Source organism: Flavobacterium sp. AC105 (assembly GCF_979258495.1).
In genome coordinates, this window is sequence record NZ_OZ409860.1 from 484,769 (window position 1) to 504,762 (window position 19,994).

Annotated in this window: 16 protein-coding genes; 11 read left to right on the forward strand and 5 right to left on the reverse strand. The window is 33.4% G+C overall.

The features are described 5' to 3' along the window. Positions 1–77: 77 nt before the first annotated feature. Positions 78–1,082, reverse strand: coding sequence for an AAA family ATPase (locus ACZ0AH_RS01955; RefSeq protein WP_007807095.1), 1,005 nt, complete (start codon positions 1,080–1,082; stop codon positions 78–80). Between the two features lie 223 nt (positions 1,083–1,305). Between ACZ0AH_RS01955 and ACZ0AH_RS01960 the strand changes: the two genes are divergently transcribed. From ACZ0AH_RS01960 to ACZ0AH_RS01970, 3 genes are all read left to right on the forward strand, one after another. Then, positions 1,306–2,181: an aldo/keto reductase gene (locus tag ACZ0AH_RS01960; RefSeq protein ID WP_463474218.1), complete on the forward strand. Its 876-nt coding sequence runs from the start codon at positions 1,306–1,308 to the stop codon at positions 2,179–2,181. A gap of 155 nt (positions 2,182–2,336) precedes the next feature. Then, on the forward strand, positions 2,337–3,089 hold the full coding sequence (locus tag ACZ0AH_RS01965) for an SDR family NAD(P)-dependent oxidoreductase (RefSeq protein ID WP_463474219.1): 753 nt from the start codon (positions 2,337–2,339) through the stop codon (positions 3,087–3,089). A gap of 132 nt (positions 3,090–3,221) precedes the next feature. Further along, the gene (locus tag ACZ0AH_RS01970; RefSeq protein ID WP_463474220.1) at positions 3,222–4,373 is read left to right on the forward strand and encodes a DUF5929 domain-containing protein; all 1,152 of its coding nucleotides are present in this window, start codon (positions 3,222–3,224) and stop codon (positions 4,371–4,373) included. A 116-nt stretch (positions 4,374–4,489) separates the two neighbouring features. Here ACZ0AH_RS01970 and ACZ0AH_RS01975 read toward each other — a convergent pair whose 3' ends face one another. After that, positions 4,490–5,233, reverse strand: coding sequence for a DUF3298 and DUF4163 domain-containing protein (locus ACZ0AH_RS01975; RefSeq protein ID WP_463474221.1), 744 nt, complete (start codon positions 5,231–5,233; stop codon positions 4,490–4,492). Positions 5,234–5,338: 105 nt separating this feature from the next. Between ACZ0AH_RS01975 and ACZ0AH_RS01980 the strand changes: the two genes are divergently transcribed. Further along, positions 5,339–6,481 carry a cystathionine gamma-synthase gene (locus tag ACZ0AH_RS01980; protein ID WP_463474222.1) on the forward strand — a complete coding sequence of 381 codons (1,143 nt, stop codon included), beginning with the start codon at positions 5,339–5,341 and terminating at the stop codon, positions 6,479–6,481. An 82-nt stretch (positions 6,482–6,563) separates the two neighbouring features. Here ACZ0AH_RS01980 and ACZ0AH_RS01985 read toward each other — a convergent pair whose 3' ends face one another. Beyond that, positions 6,564–7,358: a THC0290_0291 family protein gene (locus ACZ0AH_RS01985; RefSeq protein ID WP_463474223.1), complete on the reverse strand. Its 795-nt coding sequence runs from the start codon at positions 7,356–7,358 to the stop codon at positions 6,564–6,566. A 282-nt stretch (positions 7,359–7,640) separates the two neighbouring features. Between ACZ0AH_RS01985 and gdhA the strand changes: the two genes are divergently transcribed. The 7 genes from gdhA (at position 7,641) to ACZ0AH_RS02020 (ending at position 18,887) form a co-directional block, all read left to right on the forward strand. Beyond that, positions 7,641–8,984, forward strand: coding sequence for an NADP-specific glutamate dehydrogenase (gene gdhA / locus ACZ0AH_RS01990; RefSeq protein ID WP_463474224.1), 1,344 nt, complete (start codon positions 7,641–7,643; stop codon positions 8,982–8,984). 218 nt (positions 8,985–9,202) lie between these two features. Further along, positions 9,203–11,485 carry a type IX secretion system anionic LPS delivery protein PorZ gene (porZ, locus tag ACZ0AH_RS01995; protein ID WP_463474225.1) on the forward strand — a complete coding sequence of 761 codons (2,283 nt, stop codon included), beginning with the start codon at positions 9,203–9,205 and terminating at the stop codon, positions 11,483–11,485. Positions 11,486–11,543: 58 nt separating this feature from the next. After that, a complete protein-coding gene (locus ACZ0AH_RS02000) occupies positions 11,544–12,980 on the forward strand; it encodes an MBOAT family O-acyltransferase (RefSeq protein ID WP_463474226.1) in 1,437 nt (478 codons plus the stop codon). A 3-nt stretch (positions 12,981–12,983) separates the two neighbouring features. Continuing rightward, complete coding sequence (locus tag ACZ0AH_RS02005) at positions 12,984–14,015, forward strand: alginate O-acetyltransferase AlgX-related protein (protein WP_463474227.1); 1,032 nt, start codon at positions 12,984–12,986, stop codon at positions 14,013–14,015. A 112-nt stretch (positions 14,016–14,127) separates the two neighbouring features. Continuing rightward, positions 14,128–14,841 carry a DNA repair protein RecO gene (gene recO, locus ACZ0AH_RS02010; protein ID WP_463474228.1) on the forward strand — a complete coding sequence of 238 codons (714 nt, stop codon included), beginning with the start codon at positions 14,128–14,130 and terminating at the stop codon, positions 14,839–14,841. A 255-nt stretch (positions 14,842–15,096) separates the two neighbouring features. Next, a complete protein-coding gene (gene ileS / locus ACZ0AH_RS02015) occupies positions 15,097–18,498 on the forward strand; it encodes an isoleucine--tRNA ligase (protein WP_463474229.1) in 3,402 nt (1,133 codons plus the stop codon). A gap of 8 nt (positions 18,499–18,506) precedes the next feature. After that, complete coding sequence (locus ACZ0AH_RS02020; protein ID WP_463474230.1) at positions 18,507–18,887, forward strand: TraR/DksA family transcriptional regulator; 381 nt, start codon at positions 18,507–18,509, stop codon at positions 18,885–18,887. Between the two features lie 250 nt (positions 18,888–19,137). Here ACZ0AH_RS02020 and ACZ0AH_RS02025 read toward each other — a convergent pair whose 3' ends face one another. Beyond that, the gene (locus tag ACZ0AH_RS02025; protein ID WP_463474231.1) at positions 19,138–19,518 is read right to left on the reverse strand and encodes a hypothetical protein; all 381 of its coding nucleotides are present in this window, start codon (positions 19,516–19,518) and stop codon (positions 19,138–19,140) included. Between the two features lie 32 nt (positions 19,519–19,550). Then, positions 19,551–19,907 carry a roadblock/LC7 domain-containing protein gene (locus ACZ0AH_RS02030; protein ID WP_463474232.1) on the reverse strand — a complete coding sequence of 119 codons (357 nt, stop codon included), beginning with the start codon at positions 19,905–19,907 and terminating at the stop codon, positions 19,551–19,553. Positions 19,908–19,994 lie beyond the last annotated feature (87 nt).

Consider the following 19,994-nt stretch of genomic DNA (forward strand, 5'->3'; position numbering starts at 1 on the left):
TTTAGTTTTCAGTCGCAGTTTTCAGTCGCAGTTTACTTAATAAGATGTTCACTGTGACTGAAAACTGAAAACTATTTTTAAGGTACTTCAATCTCGTTTACGATTTTGTTGATAATGTCTACAGAAGTAATGTTTTCGGCTTCAGCCTCATATGTTATCCCAACTCTGTGACGCAGAACATCATGTACAACGGCACGAACATCTTCTGGAATTACATATCCACGACGTTTAATGAATGCGTAACATTTTGCTGCATTAGCTAAATTGATACTTCCACGTGGTGATGCTCCAAAACTAATAAGAGGTTTTAAGTCTGCCAGTTTGTATTTCTCTGGATAACGGGTAGCAAAGATGATATCTAAGATATATTTTTCGATTTTTTCGTCCATGTAAACTTCACGAACAGCTTCTTGCGCACGCAAAATTTGTTCTACAGAAACTACCGGATTTACTTTTTCGTAAGATCCTTTTAAGTTTTGACGAATTACAAAACGCTCTTCGTCAATTTTTGGGTAATCAATTACGGTTTTCAACATAAAACGGTCAACTTGCGCTTCAGGAAGCTGGTAAGTTCCTTCTTGCTCAACAGGATTTTGGGTTGCAAGTACTAAAAACGGACGATCTAGTTTAAAAGTGGTGTCGCCAATAGTTACTTGTTTTTCCTGCATCGCCTCTAAAAGTGCTGACTGAACTTTTGCAGGAGCACGGTTAATCTCATCGGCAAGGACGAAATTAGCAAAGATTGGCCCTTTTTTAATAGAAAATTCGTTTGCTTTGATATTGTAAATCATCGTTCCAACAACATCGGCAGGTAATAAGTCAGGAGTAAACTGAATACGGCTAAAAGATCCCTGAACAGCTTGCGACAAAGTATTTATGGCTAAAGTTTTGGCTAATCCCGGAACACCTTCAAGCAAAATATGCCCTTGTCCCAAAAGTCCTATTAGTAAACGCTCGACCATATGTTTCTGGCCCACAATAACTTTGTTCATCTCCATTGTAAGAAGGTCTATAAAAGCACTTTCTCTCTCAATTTTTTCATTTATCGCTCTAATGTCTAAAGTCGTTGTATTTTCTTCCATATAAATATTTTTATAACCTTTTTAAAACGTTGATTTTTATGCCTTACTTTTGAGAGTGCAAATTGAATATTTTTTGAGAAGTAAGATGTTAAAGAATGGTTAAAACTTCGACCAAAGCTCTAATTTTAAGGACGAATTGGGAATCTATTTTTATATTTTTAAGAACTTTGATGATTATGCTTTAGAAAAGCATATTTATTACCAAAAATAACGCAATAAAACCATGAGTAAAACAACATTATCGCCCATAATTTCGGGTACTATGAATTGGGGTGTCTGGGACAAAAACCTGACGCCAAAAGAAATGGAAAACATGATACAAATAAGTATCGAAAACAAAATTACCACTTTTGATCACGCCGATATCTACGGATCATATACCACAGAAGCTGATTTTGGAAAAGCATTTCATGCGAGTAAAATTTCACGCGAAAAATTACAATTAATTACAAAATGCGGCATTCAGATGATTGCTGAAAAACGCCCTGAAAACAAAATCAAACATTACGAATATTCGAAAGAATATATTATTTGGTCTGTTGAAGAATCTTTAAAGAAGCTAAAAACAGATTATGTAGACGTTTTTTTATTACACAGACCAAGTCCGTTAATGCAGGCGGATGAAATTGCTGAAGCTGTTGAAAAATTAAAATCAGAAGGAAAAATTATTGATTTCGGACTTTCAAATTTCACGAGTTCTCAAACCGAATTAATTCGCCAGAAAACAGAAGTTAGTTACAATCAGGTACAATTTTCGGCTACTCATTATGAAGCAATGGTTGACGGAAGTTTTGATTATATGCAAACTCATGGAATACGTCCATTATCATGGAATCCGCTTGGAACTGTTTTTAGAGAAGATACAAAAAAGACACGCCGATTGAAAAAACTGCTTTCAGATTTAGTTCAGAAATATGGTTTTGGCTCTGATACACTTTTACTTGCCTGGATTTTGAAACATCCTGCAGGCGTTATTCCAATTGCAGGAACGGTAAATATTGCCAGAATTCAATCGCTTATGAAAGCCGTTGAATTAGAAATGGACAAAGAAGACTGGTTCGCAATCTGGACTGAAAGTATGGGCGAAGATGTCGCTTAAAAATAATATTAGCCACAGATTTTACGGATTAAACGGATTTACACCGATTCTTGAAATTTGTTATAAATAAAAGTATTTGCCACAGATTAGACAAATCACTAAAATTTTATCCGGATAGCTATCGGGAGTGGCTAAAAAAATAAAAAAAAAACAGAATGAAAAAAACAGTTTTAATTACTGGAGCTACAAGCGGAATTGGAAAAGCAACTGCGCAAATAATGGCTAAAAATAACTATAAAGTGGTCCTTTGCGGAAGACGTAAAGAACGTTTAGAGGAACTCGAAAAAGAACTTTCTGCTTTTACAGAAGTATATTCTTTGAGTTTTGATGTTCAGGATAAAAATGCAGTTTTGGAAAGTATTAATTCATTGCCGACAGCATTTTCTACTATTGATATTTTGATTAATAATGCCGGAAATGCTCATGGTTTAGATCCAATTCAAACGGGAGATTTAGACGATTGGGACGCGATGATCGATATCAATGTAAAAGGATTATTATATGTTTCGAAAGCTATAATTCCGCAAATGACCGAAAGAAAATCGGGACATATTATCAATATTGGATCAACAGCTGCAAAAGAAGTGTATCCAAACGGAAATGTATATTGTGGTTCAAAACACGCAGTCGACGCCATTACAGCAGGAATGCGAATTGATTTGAATCCGTTTGGAATTCGTGTTGGGGGAATTCACCCCGGAATGGTTGCGACTGAATTTAGCGAAGTTCGTTTTAAGGGCGACGCAGAAAAAGCTTCGAATGTATATAAAGGTTTTGATCCGCTGCAAGCAGAAGATATTGCAGATATTATTCATTTTGTGGTTTCAAGACCTTATCATGTAAATATCGCCGATTTGGTTGTAATGAGTACTGCACAAGCATCGTCGACAATTGTAAAAAGAGATTAACTTAGATTTTTAGACTAACTTAGACTTCTTAGATTTGAAGTTTATATAATTCCAAAAATCTAAGAAGTCTAAATCAAAAAGTCAACAGTCTAAGAAGTCTAAAAATCTAAGCTAGTCTAACAATCTAAAAGAATGATCAACAAGCGCCTTTTAATAAAAAACTTACTTGCTCATAATGACGAGAGCAGTTTTTATGACAAAAAAAGGCAGTTGAATCTTCATTCCCGTGAAGGAAAAGGAAAGTTTCTGAAACACATTTGTGCATTATCAAATTCAAACCCAACCAATAATTCTTATATCGTGGTTGGAGTAGAAGATCATGATAACGAAATTGTAGGCGATGATTTTTTTGATGATAGCCGAATCCAGAATCTTGTCAATGCTTTTCTGGAAAATCCTCCCAAAATTCAATACGAAAATGTACCCTTCCCGAATCTCCCAAAAGATAAAGTTGTTGGATTGGTTACGATTAAACCCAAAAATAAAATTTCCTACTTCAAAAAAGGAATTCACACCACTCCGGCCAATAGTGTTTTTATTAGGCGTGGCAGTAATTCGGTTCCTGTGGAAGGCGAAATTGAGAAAAATTACCAGAATACAGAAACCGTTATCGGCATCGAAAATAGTTCCCGAAATAGTATTCAATATACATTAGACGGCGTTATCGATTTTATGAATTTCAGGCACAAAGACATGTCGCCTAAATATCATGTTTTTAAAGAATTATTTGTGATTTGCTGGGCGGGAGTTCCTAAAAAATCAAGGGATAAAACCTTTTTATCCCGCGTAGATATTGAGTTGATCAACGAACAAATTAAACTTTTTTATTCGGCTCAGGATGTTGTTACGATTGTTTTTGACGACGATAGTTTTACAATAACCGAATATGTTCCGCTTGGTTTAAATGATAAAACAAGTTATTATCCGTTAGAGAAACAAACAATTCATTTCTTTGATAATGGTTATTACAAAATTGATCGCGAAATGCTTTTTCAACCTCCGGAATTCAATCGGAAAATGTTATATCATATTTATAATGCGAATATGGCATTGCTGCAAAAACTCCAAAAAGGCATTGGTTTATCAGAACGTGAATTAAAGGATCTCGAAAATCTTCCTTCGACTTTTATGATCTGTTACTTGAATGGTTTTGATGATGCCAAACAAAAATTAATAGATGCAAAATTGCTTTTGAAACCTTTTGGGAATATTTATTTATCGTTTAAAGAAGCGTTGAGAATTTTGAGAAAAATGAAGTATGATTTTCAGGAAGGTTCTAAATAAGGTTCAAAGGTTTTCCGTAGAGACGCACTGCAGTGCGTCTTGGCAATGTAAATGAATTGTGGTTACGCGATCTGAGACACACTGTGCGCCTCTACGAAATTACGGACTCGAATAATTTATTGATATTTCAAGTATTTACAGATTTTATCATACGGAAATAAAATTTCTTTTGGACCATCAGCATACGAAGCCGCTTCATATGAATTGTAATATAAAAGCAAGCCTTCATCCGTATAAAAAATATTCTGCGGCAACTGAAATTTGTCATTTTCAAACATCAAACCTGTTGCATTTATATTGGCTTGTGTCGGAATTTTATATTTTGACCTGAATTCCTTTTCGGCGAAAGCCTTAAATTCTTTTTCATTTTTAAACAATTGATCGTTAAAAATGGTTTTTCCGGTTTTCGGATTAAACAATAAAGATCGAAAACCCTGATATCCGTGAGCACCGCCCGTAAAAGTATAATGATCTATTTTTATATTTATAATCTGATCGGATTCAAATTCTATATTTCCTTTGATTTTTCCTTCCCAGCCAAAAGTTTCACTCGGGAATTTTTTGTGCATTTCTTCGTAAGACGCAATAAAAGATTCGGATAAAGTTTTGTAATCTTTTGGTTTTGAAGGATCTTCTCCAAAATAAACAATCTCTTTTATAACCGAAAAAACTTTTTTATTAATGCTGTCAGCGACAATAGGAATATTTTTTGCGATAGGAACTTCAATGGTAATTTTTGGGCAATCACTTTTGCACGGAATATCAGATTCATTTTCAAAAGTCTCATTCTCAAAAGAAAGTTCTTTGCTACAACTCGTAAAGATCAAAAACAAAAAGACTAAAATAGTATAGTGTTTCATATCAAAAAGTGTTAATTATATACAAAGGTAAGAAGTTGTATCAGGATTAAAATAAATTAAACGGTAAATTTGTACCACGTTTAAGCATTTAAAATTTGTAATTATATGAAATTCAATACAAAAGTAATACATGGCGGTCAACATCATGATCCAAGTACAGGAGCTGTTATGCCTCCGGTATATCAAACCTCAACTTTTATACAAACAAGTCCGGGAAAACCTTTGGCAGATTATGAATACAGCAGGGCTTCAAACCCAACACGTACGGCTTTAGAGAATGCTTTGGCAAGTATTGAAAATGGTACTCGCGGATTGGCGTTTTCATCTGGTTTAGCGGCAACTGATTGTGTTTTGAGGTCGTTTAAAGCGGGTGATGAAATCATTGCAATGGATGATTTATACGGCGGAACTTATAGAATGTTTTCGAGAATTTATAAAGATTCAGGAATTAAATTTCATTTTGTAGATATGACGGATATTGAGAAATTGAAGTCTTTAATTAATGAAAATACAAAATTGGTTTGGGTAGAAACACCAACAAACCCGTTGATGAAATTGGCTGATATTGAAGAAGTTGCCAAAATCACCAAAGCGCATAAAATTTTATTTGCTGTTGACAATACTTTTGCAACACCATATTTACAAAAACCACTTGATTTAGGTGCTGATATTGTCATGCATTCTGCTACAAAATATTTAGGCGGACATTCTGATGTTATTGCCGGAGCTTTAATTGTAAAAGACGAAGCTTTAGGAGAACAATTGCATTTTCAGCAATTTGCAACCGGAGGAACACTTGGGCCAATGGATAGTTTTTTGGTTTTGAGAGGAATTAAAACACTTTCGTTAAGAGTGCAGAGACATTGCGAAAACGGAGAAAAAGTGGTTGAATATTTAAGCAATCATCCAAAAATAAATACAGTTTATTATCCGGGATTAAAAAGTCATCCGTTTCATGAAATTGCTAAAAAGCAAATGAAAGCTTTTGGCGGAATGGTTTCGTTTACTTTTAAATCAGGTAAAAAAGAAGATTCTATTGCGTTTTTAGAAAAGCTAAAAGTATTTACATTGGCAGAATCTCTTGGAGGAGTTGAATCATTGGCAAATCATCCTGCTTTGATGACACACGCATCGATTCCGGCAGATAAAAGAGCCGAAGTTGGTATAACCGATGATTTAGTTCGATTGAGCGTTGGTATTGAAGATGCCGAAGATTTAATAGCAGATTTAGAACAAGCGTTAGCATAAAATTAAATCTCAAAAATAAAAAAATCCCAAATTCCAATTTAATCATTTTGGAATTTGGGATTTTTTATATTTATATGTTTCTTTAAAATTCTAAGTAGTAAATGTATCCAACATTAAACCAAACTTGTGAATCGTTTGACTTGTTTTCTTTATAAAGATTTTTATTTGGATTTAAACCGTCAACCCAGTCAGAACTAAAACCCTGATAACGCATTTCAAACATCAAATCGCTCATTGTCGTTAGTTTGTAATGTACACCAACGCCTGCTGTTATTGATCCAACTACTCCGGTTTCACTAGAAAATCCATATTGTCGGCCGTCTGAAGGCGTTAAATATTTAGGGAAAGTTGTTGCGGGAAGTCCTAAAGTACCTAATCTTGAATCGACTTTGGTAGAATAATAACTCACCTGAAAACCTAAGCTGACATAGGGACTAAAAGCACCTATTGTGTTTTCGAAATCATGAATTTTCATAAAAGGAGAAAATTCTAATTGAGCTCCAAGGTTTACTAAAGTAGAACTGCCGTGCATTGCTCTAAGATGTTCTACAAGGTTTTTAACTTTTTCTCTTTCTACCCATTCTCCAAAATGTTCTAATTTGGTTGTGTTGAAAGATAATTCGGATCTGACTTTGAAATGTTCTGTAAAAAAACTTTCTCTGTTGTTATTGGCAGAAAAGTTAATGAAGTGAACAATTCCGACACCAAATCCTGTATTTCCGACGTTTGTATCAAAGTTATTTCTTTGACCATAATCAGATTGAAATACTACCGGACCGAATACTATTCCTACTTCTTGTGCTAGGTCAGATTGGGCTGTTGCTATTGTAGGTATAGCGAACAAGGCAAATAATGTGATAAATAGGGGCTTAAGCATATTTTTAGGCTTTCAAATCTAGGCAAATATATAAAAACAACATTAACAATTTAACATAAAGAGAGGTATTGAGGAATTTTTATTAAATCTATTAATTTATTGAATATTTCAATTGTATTTTGCTTTATAATAACGAATCTAAAATATCTTTTTTCTCTAAAAGCTACATTATAGATAAAAATTTTAATTGATATCTAAAAATTACTTTAACAAATATCATTTTGAATTACCTTTGTAACGAATAACGAAAACGTTTTCTTTAATGTTAATAATCTAATAATCATGTCACAAAGTATTACCGCTTTTATGGATTCGGTTAGTGAAAAAAACCCGAACGAATCAGAGTTTTTACAAGCAGTTTTAGAAGTTGCCGAAACGGTAATTCCTTTTATTGAAGAAAACAAAAAATACCACAATAAAATGCTTTTAGAGCGTATGGTAGAACCGGAACGTGTTATCATGTTCAGAGTAAACTGGCTAAACGACAAAGGCGAAATTCAGGTTAATAAAGGATATCGCATCCAGATGAATTCAGCAATTGGGCCATATAAAGGTGGTTTGCGTTTTCATCCTTCAGTTAATTTAAGTATTTTGAAGTTCCTGGCTTTCGAGCAAACTTTCAAAAACAGCTTAACGACATTGCCAATGGGCGGCGGAAAAGGTGGTTCTGATTTTGATCCGAAAGGAAAATCAGATAACGAAATCATGAAATTTTGCCAAAGCTTCATGACAGAACTTTCAAAACATATTGGTGCTGATACTGATGTTCCTGCGGGAGATATTGGAGTAGGCGGTAGAGAAGTTGGCTACATGTTTGGCCAGTATAAAAGATTAAGAAATGAATTTACTGGAGTTTTAACCGGTAAAGGAATTTCTTTTGGAGGATCATTAATTCGTCCGGAAGCTACAGGTTACGGAGCTGTTTATTTTGCTCAAAGTATGCTTGAAACTAAAGGAGATAGTTTTAAGGATAAAATTGTTGTGGTTTCAGGTTCTGGAAACGTAGCACAATATGCTGCGGAAAAAGCAACTCAATTAGGTGCAAAAGTGGTTACTTTATCAGATTCTGCAGGATATATTTATGATGCAGACGGAATTGATGCTGAAAAACTAGCTTATGTAATGGAGTTAAAAAACGAATTGAGAGGCAGAATCAGCGAGTACGTAACCAAATATCCAAATGCTAAATATGTAGACGGAAAACGTCCTTGGGAAGTAAAATGTGATGTAGCTTTGCCATGTGCAACTCAAAATGAATTAGACGGTGACGAAGCAAAAACTTTAATCGCAAACGGATGTATTGCTGTTGCAGAAGGTGCAAATATGCCATCTACGCCAGAAGCCGTGACTGCGTTTCTTGATGCTAAAATTTTGTTTGCTCCGGGAAAAGCTTCAAATGCCGGAGGTGTTGCAACTTCAGGTCTTGAAATGTCGCAAAACTCATTGCGTTTAAGCTGGACATCTGAAGAAGTTGATGAAAGATTAAAAAATATCATGTTGGCAATTCATGCTTCATGTGTAAAATATGGTTCAGATAAATCTGGATATGTTGACTACGTAAAAGGAGCCAATATTGCAGGATTTGTTAAAGTAGCCGATGCTATGCTTGCTCAGGGTGTAGTTTAAGATTAATTACAATTGAAAAATGCCTTCATTTATCCGTAAAACGATAAATCGAAGGCATTTTTTTTGAATTTTACTTTTTATTTCTAAAATGATACAGGTAGTTTATTCTTAATTTGACTTAATTTCTTAATGGTTCAAAAAAAGAACTTTATTTAAAGGAGAACAAAATTCAAATACCTTCGTTTATAGTATATTTGTCTATCCGAATACATTTAATAATGAAGAGAAGATTTCTGTATATTTTATTTTTATTCTTGTTTCAATTTAGTTTCTCTCAGAATAAATTGTCGTGGCAAGGTTATTTTTCGTTTAACGAAATAAAAGATGTTTCAGAATCTTCGACAACGGTTTTTGCTGCATCAGAAAATGCTTTGTTTTCTAAAAACGCTGCCGCAAATACGATTAAAACCACAACAACAGTTGACGGACTTTCGGGTCAGACTATTTCGGCAGTATATTATAGTGAAACTTTTAAGAAAACAATTGTTGGTTACGAAAACGGATTGATGATTGTAATCAATGAAACCGATGGAAGTATGCTAAAAGTTGTCGATATCATCAACAAACAATTATCGCCGAGCATAAAAAAGATCAATCATTTTATGGAACATGATGGTTTGGTTTATGTTTCATGCGATTTCGGAATTGTGCAATTTAATTTGAAAACTTCTCAATTTGGAGATACGTATTTTATTGGCGATAACGGCGCCGAAATCAGCGTAAAACAAACCGCTTTTTATAACGGTTTTATTTATGCTGCAACTTCAAGCGGCATCAGAAAAGCAGATAGTACAAACCCAAATTTAGTTGATTTTAGCCAATGGTTTCTTGTAAATTCAGGCGATTGGTCAAGCGTCGAAACTTTAGATACAGAACTTATTGCCATAAATGCTTCAGGATATATTCACAGATTCAATTCAGGCATATTTGTTGGATTTTTTCAACTTCCGCAGCCTTCCACAGATATGCGCGCCCAAGACCATAATTTGTTTATTACAATTCCAAATTCGGTTTATGTTTATAATAATCAGATGGTTTTGAACCGTCAGATTTCAAATGCGCAGGTTCTGGATAATGGTTTAAATTTTACTTGTGCAACTGCTGTTGGCGATATGATTTTCATCGGAACAAAAGAAAAAGGATTGTTTTCGTCAACACTTTCCGGAGCTTCAACTTTTGAAAATAGCACGCCATCAGGACCAGCCCGAAATAATATTTTTTCTCTGGATGTTACGCCAAATGTGCTTTGGACCGTTTATGGAGATTATACCACTTTCTACGATCCATATCCTTTAGATACTTACGGCGTTAGTAAATACAATACTTCCGGTTGGTTGAATATTCCGTATTCAGAAGTTTACGATGCCAAATCGATAACACGAATTATTGTAAACCCTAATAATGAAAAACAGGTTTATGCAAGTTCGTTTTTCTCGGGATTATTAAAAATAGAAGATGATGTGCCGAGTTTTTTATATAACGAAAAAAACAGCGGTTTAGAAAGTATAACGTATGCCGGGCCAACTTATATAGACGTTCGTATCAACGGAACTGCTTTTGATAAATCAGGAAATCTTTGGGTTACCAATAGCCGGATAAATAACGGTTTAAAGGTTTTAAAAACCAACGGACAATGGCAAACTTATGCAACAAACAAAATCCTGAACAAAGCAGAAGACACGAGTTATTCTAATATTGTTATTGATAAAAACAACACAAAATGGATTTCGACGAGCAATGACGGCGTAATTGCATTTAACGAAAGTACAAATACCTTCAAAAAAATGACTTTTGGTTCTGATTTAGGAAATTTACCCACAACCGATGTAAGATCTGTAGCATTAGATACTAAAAATCAGCTTTGGATAGGAACTACAAAAGGATTGCGGGTTTTATCGAATGTAGGCAGTTTTCAATCAGAAAGTCAATTAAAAGCAAATCCAATTATTATAACCGAAGATAATTTGGCGCAGGAATTATTATACGAGCAATTTATAACTTCGATTGTGGTTGACGGAGCTAATAATAAATGGATTGGTACAACAGATTCCGGAGTTTTTATGGTTTCGCCAAACGGTCAGGAAACCAAATATCATTTCACAATCAGCAATTCGCCTTTGCCAAGCAACGCCATAAACGATATTAAAATTAATAGCATAAGCGGCGAAGTTTTTATTGCAACAAGCAAAGGAATGATTTCTTTTAAAGGAGTTGCCACCGAAGCAAATGAAGATTTGAATAACGTTTATATTTATCCAAATCCCGTGCGTCCAACGTATTCCGGAACTGTAAAAGTTGCCGGATTAATTGATAAAGCCAATATTAAAATTACCGATATTCAGGGAAATCTGGTTTACGAAACCACCGCAACCGGAGGAACAATAGAATGGGATACAACCGCTTTTGGAAGATATAAAGTAGCTTCCGGAGTTTATATGGTTTTTATTTCCGCGCAAGACGGAAGCGAAACTAAAGTTAAAAAAGTAATGATAATTAGATAGAGATATTTAAAAAATAAAGAAAAACAATTAATCAAACATAAAATTCTAAGCCAACAAAATGCTTTTTAATTCCATAAACTTTGCAATATTTTTACCAATTGTATTTTTTCTCTATTGGTTTGCGACAAATAAATCACTCAGACTTCAGAATGTCTTACTGCTTATATCAAGTTATTTTTTTTATGCTTGTTGGGATTGGAGGTTTTTATTTTTATTGATTTTCTCTACATTATTAGATTATTTTACAGGAATCAAGATGTCAGAATCTAAAAATAAAACTGCAAAAAAAACTTGGTTTTGGTTAAGTATATCTATAAATCTTGGTTTCCTTGGTGTTTTTAAATACTATAATTTTTTTGTTCAATCATTTGTAGATGCCATTTCTAATTTTGGCTTGCATGTAAATCCTTGGACATTAAAAGTAATCTTGCCTATTGGAATTTCATTTTACACTTTTCATGGTTTATCGTATGTAATTGACATTTATAAAGGCAAAATAAAAGCAGAAAAGAATATTGTTGATTATTCTTTATTTGTGAGCTTCTTTCCTTTACTTGTTGCGGGACCTATAGAACGAGCGACACATCTTTTACCGCAAATTCAGAAAAAAAGGACTTTTGATTATGACAAAGCAGTTGATGGATTAAGGCAGATTTTATGGGGATTATTTAAAAAAATTGTAATTGCTGATCAGTGTGCCCAATACGTTAATACAATTTTTAATAATTCAGCCGAATATTCAGGAAGTACCCTTTTGTTAGGGGCAGTATTTTTTTCGTTCCAGATTTATGGAGACTTTTCGGGTTATTCAGATATTGCTATAGGCGTTGCACGCCTTTTTGGTATCGATTTACTTAAGAATTTTGCTTTTCCTTATTTTTCTAGAGATATAGCAGAGTTTTGGAGAAGATGGCATATTTCTCTTTCTACGTGGTTTAGAGATTATTTATACATTCCGTTAGGCGGAAGCAAAGGAGGCATGTGGATTAAAGTTAGAAATACTTTTATTATTTTCTTAGTAAGCGGTTTTTGGCATGGAGCCAATTGGACTTTTATTGTTTGGGGTTTTTTAAATGCTTTGTATATTATGCCGTCTATTATTTTTAATACAAATCGCAATAATTTAGATATCGTAGCTCAAGGTAAATATTTGCCAACTATTAAAGAAGTTTTTCAAATGGTTATGACATTTAGTTTAACCGTTTTTGCATGGATATTTTTTAGAGCAAATAATATAGAACACGCTTTAAGCTATATTTCGGAAATATTTTCAGGTTCATTGTTTTCAAAGCCAGTAATTACACCGATAACTTTATTTGTTTTAATTTTAATATTTATTATAATAGAATGGCTCGGAAGAGAAGAACAATTTGCCTTAGCTAAATTAGGAGTAAAATGGAAATCGCCAATTAGATATGCATTGTATTTTATTATTATAGCTTCAATTTTTGTATTTAGTAGTGAGAAACAACAATTTATTTATTTTCAGTTTTAATTTATGAAAAAATTTATTTTTAAAACAGGATTTTTTGTAATTCCATTCGTATTTCTTTATGTGATTACATTATTGTTTTTCAGCAGCGCAGAATCTCCGGATTTAATACGTTTAGGTTGTTTTCCAAACGTTTTCAAAGAATATAGAAATGTATTTCAGGATGACTTTAAACGTAAAATCTATTTTAATAAACTTTCAATAAGGAAAAAGAAAAACGAAAAAATCCTTACTATCGGAGATTCATTTTCTGAGCAGGGTAATTATGGGTATAAAAATTATCTTGCAGAAAAATATGATGTTTTGCACATTGACAGATTTATTTCCGGAAATCAAATTCAAACATTATACGGATTGATAAATGGAGATTTTTTTGAAAAGCAAAATATTGAATATGTAATATTGGAAAATGTAGAGAGGAGTTTTGTTTCTAACGCAAAAAATACAAATTCTTCAAAAACAATTATGACATCTCAATTAGATAATTTAGTACGTAATCATAAACTTTCTAAAGAAGACAATGTAGATCCTTTTTTTACAAAAAAAACGATCCAATTTCCTTTTTCAATGCTTCGGTATTACTTTAGTCAAAACTACTTATCCAATAGATATGTTTATAATGTTGTTCTGAACAGGAAGAATTTATTTAGCATTAATGAGAGTAATTTATTGTTCGTTTACAAAGACTTAACTTGTTTGGAAGAAAATAATAATTTGGCAGCAGTTCAAAAATTAAATAATGTTTTAAATGATTTGTCGAATAAGTTAAGAAGTAAAAAAGTAAAGCTTATTGTTTTACCGGCACCCGATAAATACGATCTTTACTATGATTATATTGCTGATAAAACCAAGTTTCCGCGACCATTATTTTTTAATCATTTAAGTGCTCTTAAAAAAGATTATGTATATATAGATTCAAAGAAAATTCTATCTGGTCAATTAGAGAGTAAAAAAGATATCTATTTTTATGATGACACACATTGGTCTCCAGTTGCTTCTAAAATTATAACAGATGAAATAAAAAAAGCAATAAATTGAGCCAATAAAAGTTAAAAGATATTGCTTTAACTTTATATTGAATAAAAAGTGTTTGATTTTAGGTAAATTTCAATCATTATAGTCATATTATGGAGAATTAGAATGTAAAGCGATGCAAGTCAAAACCAAAGCAATAGTAATTTCATCATTAAAATTTCAGGAAAAAAGTTTGATTGTAAAATGTTTTACGCTTTCAAACGGACTGAAATCTTATTTTGTGCGCGATGCTTTTTCGACTCGAAAAGCAAGTCAGAAAATTGCTTATTTTCAGCCTTTGTCCATTCTTGAAATCGAGGCTGTGCATAAAAACAAAGGCACTTTAGAAAACTTTAAAGAAATAAAAACAGCAGTTCCTTTTCAGAGCATTCATACTGATATTGTAAAAAGTACAATGGTCATGTTTTTGTCCGAAATGCTGCATTACTCCATTCAGGAAGAAGAAAAAAACGAATCACTTTTTCTATTCCTCGAAACCGCTTTGACCTGGCTGGACCATCACGACGAAATTTCAAATTTTCATTTGATTTTACTTTTAGAAACTACAAAATATTTAGGTTTTTATCCAGATGTTTCTGAAATCGATTTGCCTTATTTCGAAATGATTGATGGCGTATTTACCCTTTTGCATGGTAAAACAGCTTTAACAGAACACGAAACAAATTTGTTTAAAAAGCTAATAGATTTGAAGTTTGACAATGCTGAAAAAGTTTTTCATGTTGTTGAAAGACAGGTTTTACTGAAAATTCTGATTGATTATTACAGTCTTCATTTAGATGGATTTAAAAGACCAAAATCACTGGAAGTTTTAAAAGAAATATTTTCGTAAAAGCCAATTTCCATTTTCATCAAAAAAAGCTTATTTCGGCCAATTTAAAAAGTCTTCAATTATTGTACAGAAAACAATAAGAATTAATTGGTTTTTCAGTTTATGAGCTCGAAATTTTGCGATTAGTATCAGAAACTAATCAATTCTTTTGTTTTTGTATCTATTATCTCAACAAAAGTTTGTGAAATTTAAAGAAATTGATGTACAATAATCCAAAATTCCTTACTTTCGCACCTCGATTAAGAAAAGGATAAAATGAGCACAAAATTTACTGAATACAAAGGACTTGACTTACCAACAGTAGCGTCAGAAGTACTTGATTTTTGGAAGAAAGAAAATATATTTGAAAAGAGTGTAACTACTCGCGAAGGTGCAGAGCCTTACGTATTTTTTGAAGGTCCGCCTTCAGCAAACGGATTACCGGGAATTCACCACGTGATGGCGCGTGCGATTAAAGATATTTTTTGTCGTTACAAAACTCAAAAAGGTTTTCAGGTAAAAAGAAAAGCCGGTTGGGATACGCACGGATTGCCTGTAGAATTAGGTACCGAAAAAGAACTTGGAATTACAAAAGAAGATATTGGTAAAACAATTTCTATCGAAGAATATAACGAAGCGTGTAAAAAAACCGTAATGCGTTATACCGACGTATGGAATGATTTGACAGAAAAAATGGGATATTGGGTAGATATGGAGGATCCATATGTGACTTATAAACCAAAATACATGGAATCGGTTTGGTGGCTTTTGAAACAAATCTACGATAAAGGTTTGTTGTACAAAGGGTATACAATTCAGCCTTATTCTCCAAAAGCAGGAACAGGATTATCTTCTCACGAAGTAAACCAACCTGGAGCTTACAGAGATGTTACAGACACTACGATTGTTGCGCAATTCAAAACATTGCCGGAAACATTGCCAAGCTTTCTTCAAGGTTTTGGTGATATTCACATCTTGGCCTGGACGACAACGCCGTGGACATTGCCTTCGAATACTGCTTTGACAGTTGGACCAAAAATCGATTACGTTTTAGTAAAAACCTTCAATCAATATACTTTTGAACCTGTAAATGTTGTTTTGGCTAAAAATTTAGTTGGAAAACAATTCGGAAAAGGATTTTTTGCAAGTGAAGATGATGCTGATTTCGAAAAGGTAAAAAATGGAGACAAACAACTTCCGTATAAAATTTTAGCAGAAGCGAAAGGAATTGATTTAGTAGAAATCAGATACGAGCAATTATTACCATACGTATTACCTTATCAAAATGCTGAAAATGCATTTAGAGTAATTTCAGGAGATTTTGTAACGACAGAAGACGGAACAGGAATTGTACATACCGCTCCAACTTTTGGTGCTGATGATGCTAAAGTAGCAAAAGAAGCAACTCCGGAAATCCCGCCAATGTTGGTTTTAGACGAAAACGGAACAGCAGTTCCTTTAGTAGATTTACAAGGAAAATTCACTTCACATTTAGGAGAGTTAGCCGGTAAATATGTAAAAAATGAATATTATGATGCAGGTCAGGCGCCGGAGCGTTCTGTTGATGTTGAAATTGCTATTCGATTAAAAGAAGAAAATAAAGCCTTTAAGGTTGAAAAATACGTACATAGTTATCCACACAGTTGGAGAACTGATGAGCCGTTATTATATTATCCACTAGATTCTTGGTTCATTAAAGTAACCGATGTAAAAGATAGAATGTTCGACCTGAACGAAACTATCAATTGGAAGCCTAAGTCTACTGGTGAAGGACGTTTTGGAAACTGGCTTAAAAATGCCAACGACTGGAACTTATCTCGTTCTAGATATTGGGGAATTCCGTTGCCAATTTGGAGAACTGAAGACAAAAAAGAAGAAGTTCTTATTGGTTCTGTTGAAGAATTGTACAATGCGATCGAAAAATCTATCGCAGCAGGTTTTCAAAAAGAAAATCCGTTTAAAGGTTTTGAAATCGGAAACATGTCTGAATCAAACTATGATTTAATCGATTTGCATAAAAATGTGGTCGATCAAATAACGTTAGTTTCGGCTTCAGGCCAGCCAATGAAACGCGAAAGCGATTTAATTGATGTTTGGTTCGATTCTGGTGCAATGCCTTATGCACAATGGCATTATCCTTTTGAAAACAAAGATAAAATTGACGAAAACAAAGATTTTCCTGCGAATTTCATCGCCGAAGGTGTCGATCAGACTCGTGGATGGTTTTATACTTTACACGCAATCGGAACTTTGGTTTTTGATAAAGTAGCGTATAAAAATGTAGTTTCGAATGGTTTGGTTCTGGATAAAAACGGACAAAAAATGTCGAAACGTTTAGGAAACGCGACAGATCCTTTTGAAACAATTGCAGAATATGGTCCTGATGCCACTCGCTGGTACATGATTTCGAACGCAAATCCTTGGGATAACCTGAAATTTGATATCGAAGGAATTGCTGAGGTTCGCCGTAAATTCTTCGGGACATTATATAATACGTATTCATTCTTTTCATTATATGCGAATATCGATGGATTTAAATACGCTGAAGCGGAAATTCCGTTAAACGAAAGACCTGAAATTGATCAATGGATTATTTCTGAATTGCATTCCTTAATAAAATTTGTTGATGAATGTTACGAAGATTATGAGCCAACGAAAGCAGCAAGAGCAATTTCTGACTTTGTTCAGGAAAATTTAAGTAACTGGTACGTTCGTTTGTGTCGCCGCCGCTTCTGGAAAGGAGAATACGCACACGATAAAATTGCGGCTTACCAAACGCTTTATACTTGTTTGCTAACGATCAGTAAATTAAGCGCTCCAATTGCTCCTTTTTTCATGGATAAATTGTATCGCGATTTAACAAGTTCGACAGGATCTGAGCAATATGCCAGTGTTCACTTGGCTGAATTTCCAAAATTTGTCGAAAACTTTGTTAATAAAACGTTAGAAAGCAAAATGCAGAAGGCGCAAACCATCTCATCTTTGGTTCTTTCGCTTCGTAAAAAGGAAATGATTAAGGTACGTCAACCTTTGCAAAAGGTAATGATTCCGGTGCTTGACGAAAATCAGAGAGCTGAAATTCTGGCTATTTCTGACTTAGTAAAAGCGGAAGTAAATGTAAAGGAAATCTTGCTTTTAGATGATGATTCAGGAATTCTGGTAAAACAGATTAAGCCTAATTTTAAAGCTTTAGGACCACGTTTTGGAAAAGATATGGGATTGATTTCTAAGGAGATACAAGCTTTTTCTGCAGATCAGATTAATGAATTGGACAAGCAGGGAACGCTAGATATTGTTATTGCTGGAAATAATGTAACTTTATCACTAGAAGATGTCGAAATAACATCACAAGATATTGAAGGGTGGTTGGTTGCAAATTCAAACGGAATAACAGTTGCGCTTGATATTACAATCTCGGAAGAACTGAAAAACGAAGGAATCGCCAGGGAATTGGTAAACAGGATTCAAAATATCCGTAAAGATTCCGGATTTGAAGTTACCGATAAAATTAAAGTTCAATTAAAGAGAAATGGGCTTTTAGAAGAAGCTATTTCAAAAAATGAAGACTATATAAAGTCTGAGACATTAACAGACAATCTGGTTTTTGTAGACGAGTTGGAAAACGGCACAGAAATTGAGTTTGATGATATTAAAACAATGATATTAATTTCAAAATAATATAAATAATGGTAGATGAAATTACAAGATACTCTGACGCCGATTTGGCGGAGTTCAAAGAAATAATCCTTAACAAAATACAAAAAGCACAAGCCGATCTGGATTTGATAAAAAGTGCTTACATGAACGATTTAAACAACGGAACAGACGATACTTCTCCAACTTTCAAAGCATTTGAAGAAGGAAGTGAAACAATGTCAAAAGAAGCAAACTCACAGTTGGCTATCAGACAGGAAAAGTTTATACGCGATTTAAAAAACGCGCTATTCCGTGTTGAAAATAAAACGTATGGTATTTGTAAAGTAACAGGTAAATTAATTAGCAAAGAAAGGCTTAAAATCGTTCCTCATGCTACAATGAGTATCGAAGCTAAAAACTTGCAACGATAATATAAAAATAACATATAAAAATAAGCGCTCCTTTTAGGGGCGTTTTTTTTGTTTAATGTTTGTTAAAGCGTGAAGTGGCGCGGCTGTTCATTCTTTGAAAGAATTTAATTATATTTTATAATCACGCACTACGTAAAAACACCTGTTTTTTTGTAAGAATAAAAAAAGCAGATGTAAAGAATAAAAAAAAATAAATATTAATTAGAACTGTCTTGATTAAAGACAATTCTAATTAATAAATATATAGAGATTAAGCTAAGTTTTTCTCTAAATCTAATTTGTGTTTTCTTAAAATGGCTCTTGTCATTCCTAAATTTGCTTTAGTAGAATCTGCGGCAAGATAAATCATAAATTTTTTGTTAGGAGAAATGTCGATAATGTGAATTTGATTCGAAAGTGTAATCAAAATATCTTCAATTTCCTGGTTTAGGTTTAAGGCTTTTACGGCGCTTAATTTTGCTTTTACAACCTCTAGATTGTAAGCTGCTGCAAGTTCAGGGTCAAAACCTGGGTCTACTGTTAGGTTTCCAAAGCTTAATCCTGATTCAATTTCGGTTACAGCTACTGCTATAAAGCCATTTACGTTGGTTTTCATTTCGTTTAAAAACACATTTAGGAAGTCGTTACTCATAGTTCATTGGGTTTGATGTTAATAGATTTATGTTATTTTAATAGGGAATTCTTACTTAATTCAGAAGAAAGTTCATCAGTAGATCTCATTAATAATCCGAGATTACTACCGTCCTTTGAAAAGGCAATAACAAAATTTGAACCGCTGATTTTATTTCCAATAACAACACCATCCGTGGTTTTTAAATAGAGTTGTTTTAGTGAGCCTTTATCGAGATCAATTAAGAATTTTTCACTCATCGATAAAATAGCAGCGCTCATTGCTGCAACACTGTCTCCGTAATCTAAGTGTAGGGATGTGATTAATTTTCCTTTTCCATTCAAAATTAATGCAGCTGAAGATTTTGTATTAACTAGAAAATCATTTAGGGTAGTTGTGATTTCATTCATATTTGTAGGATTTAAGGGAGTTGTTAAAATTAATTCATTTTAATAATTTATTATTACTAAATTTAGCTTTTTAACCTAAACAAGTGT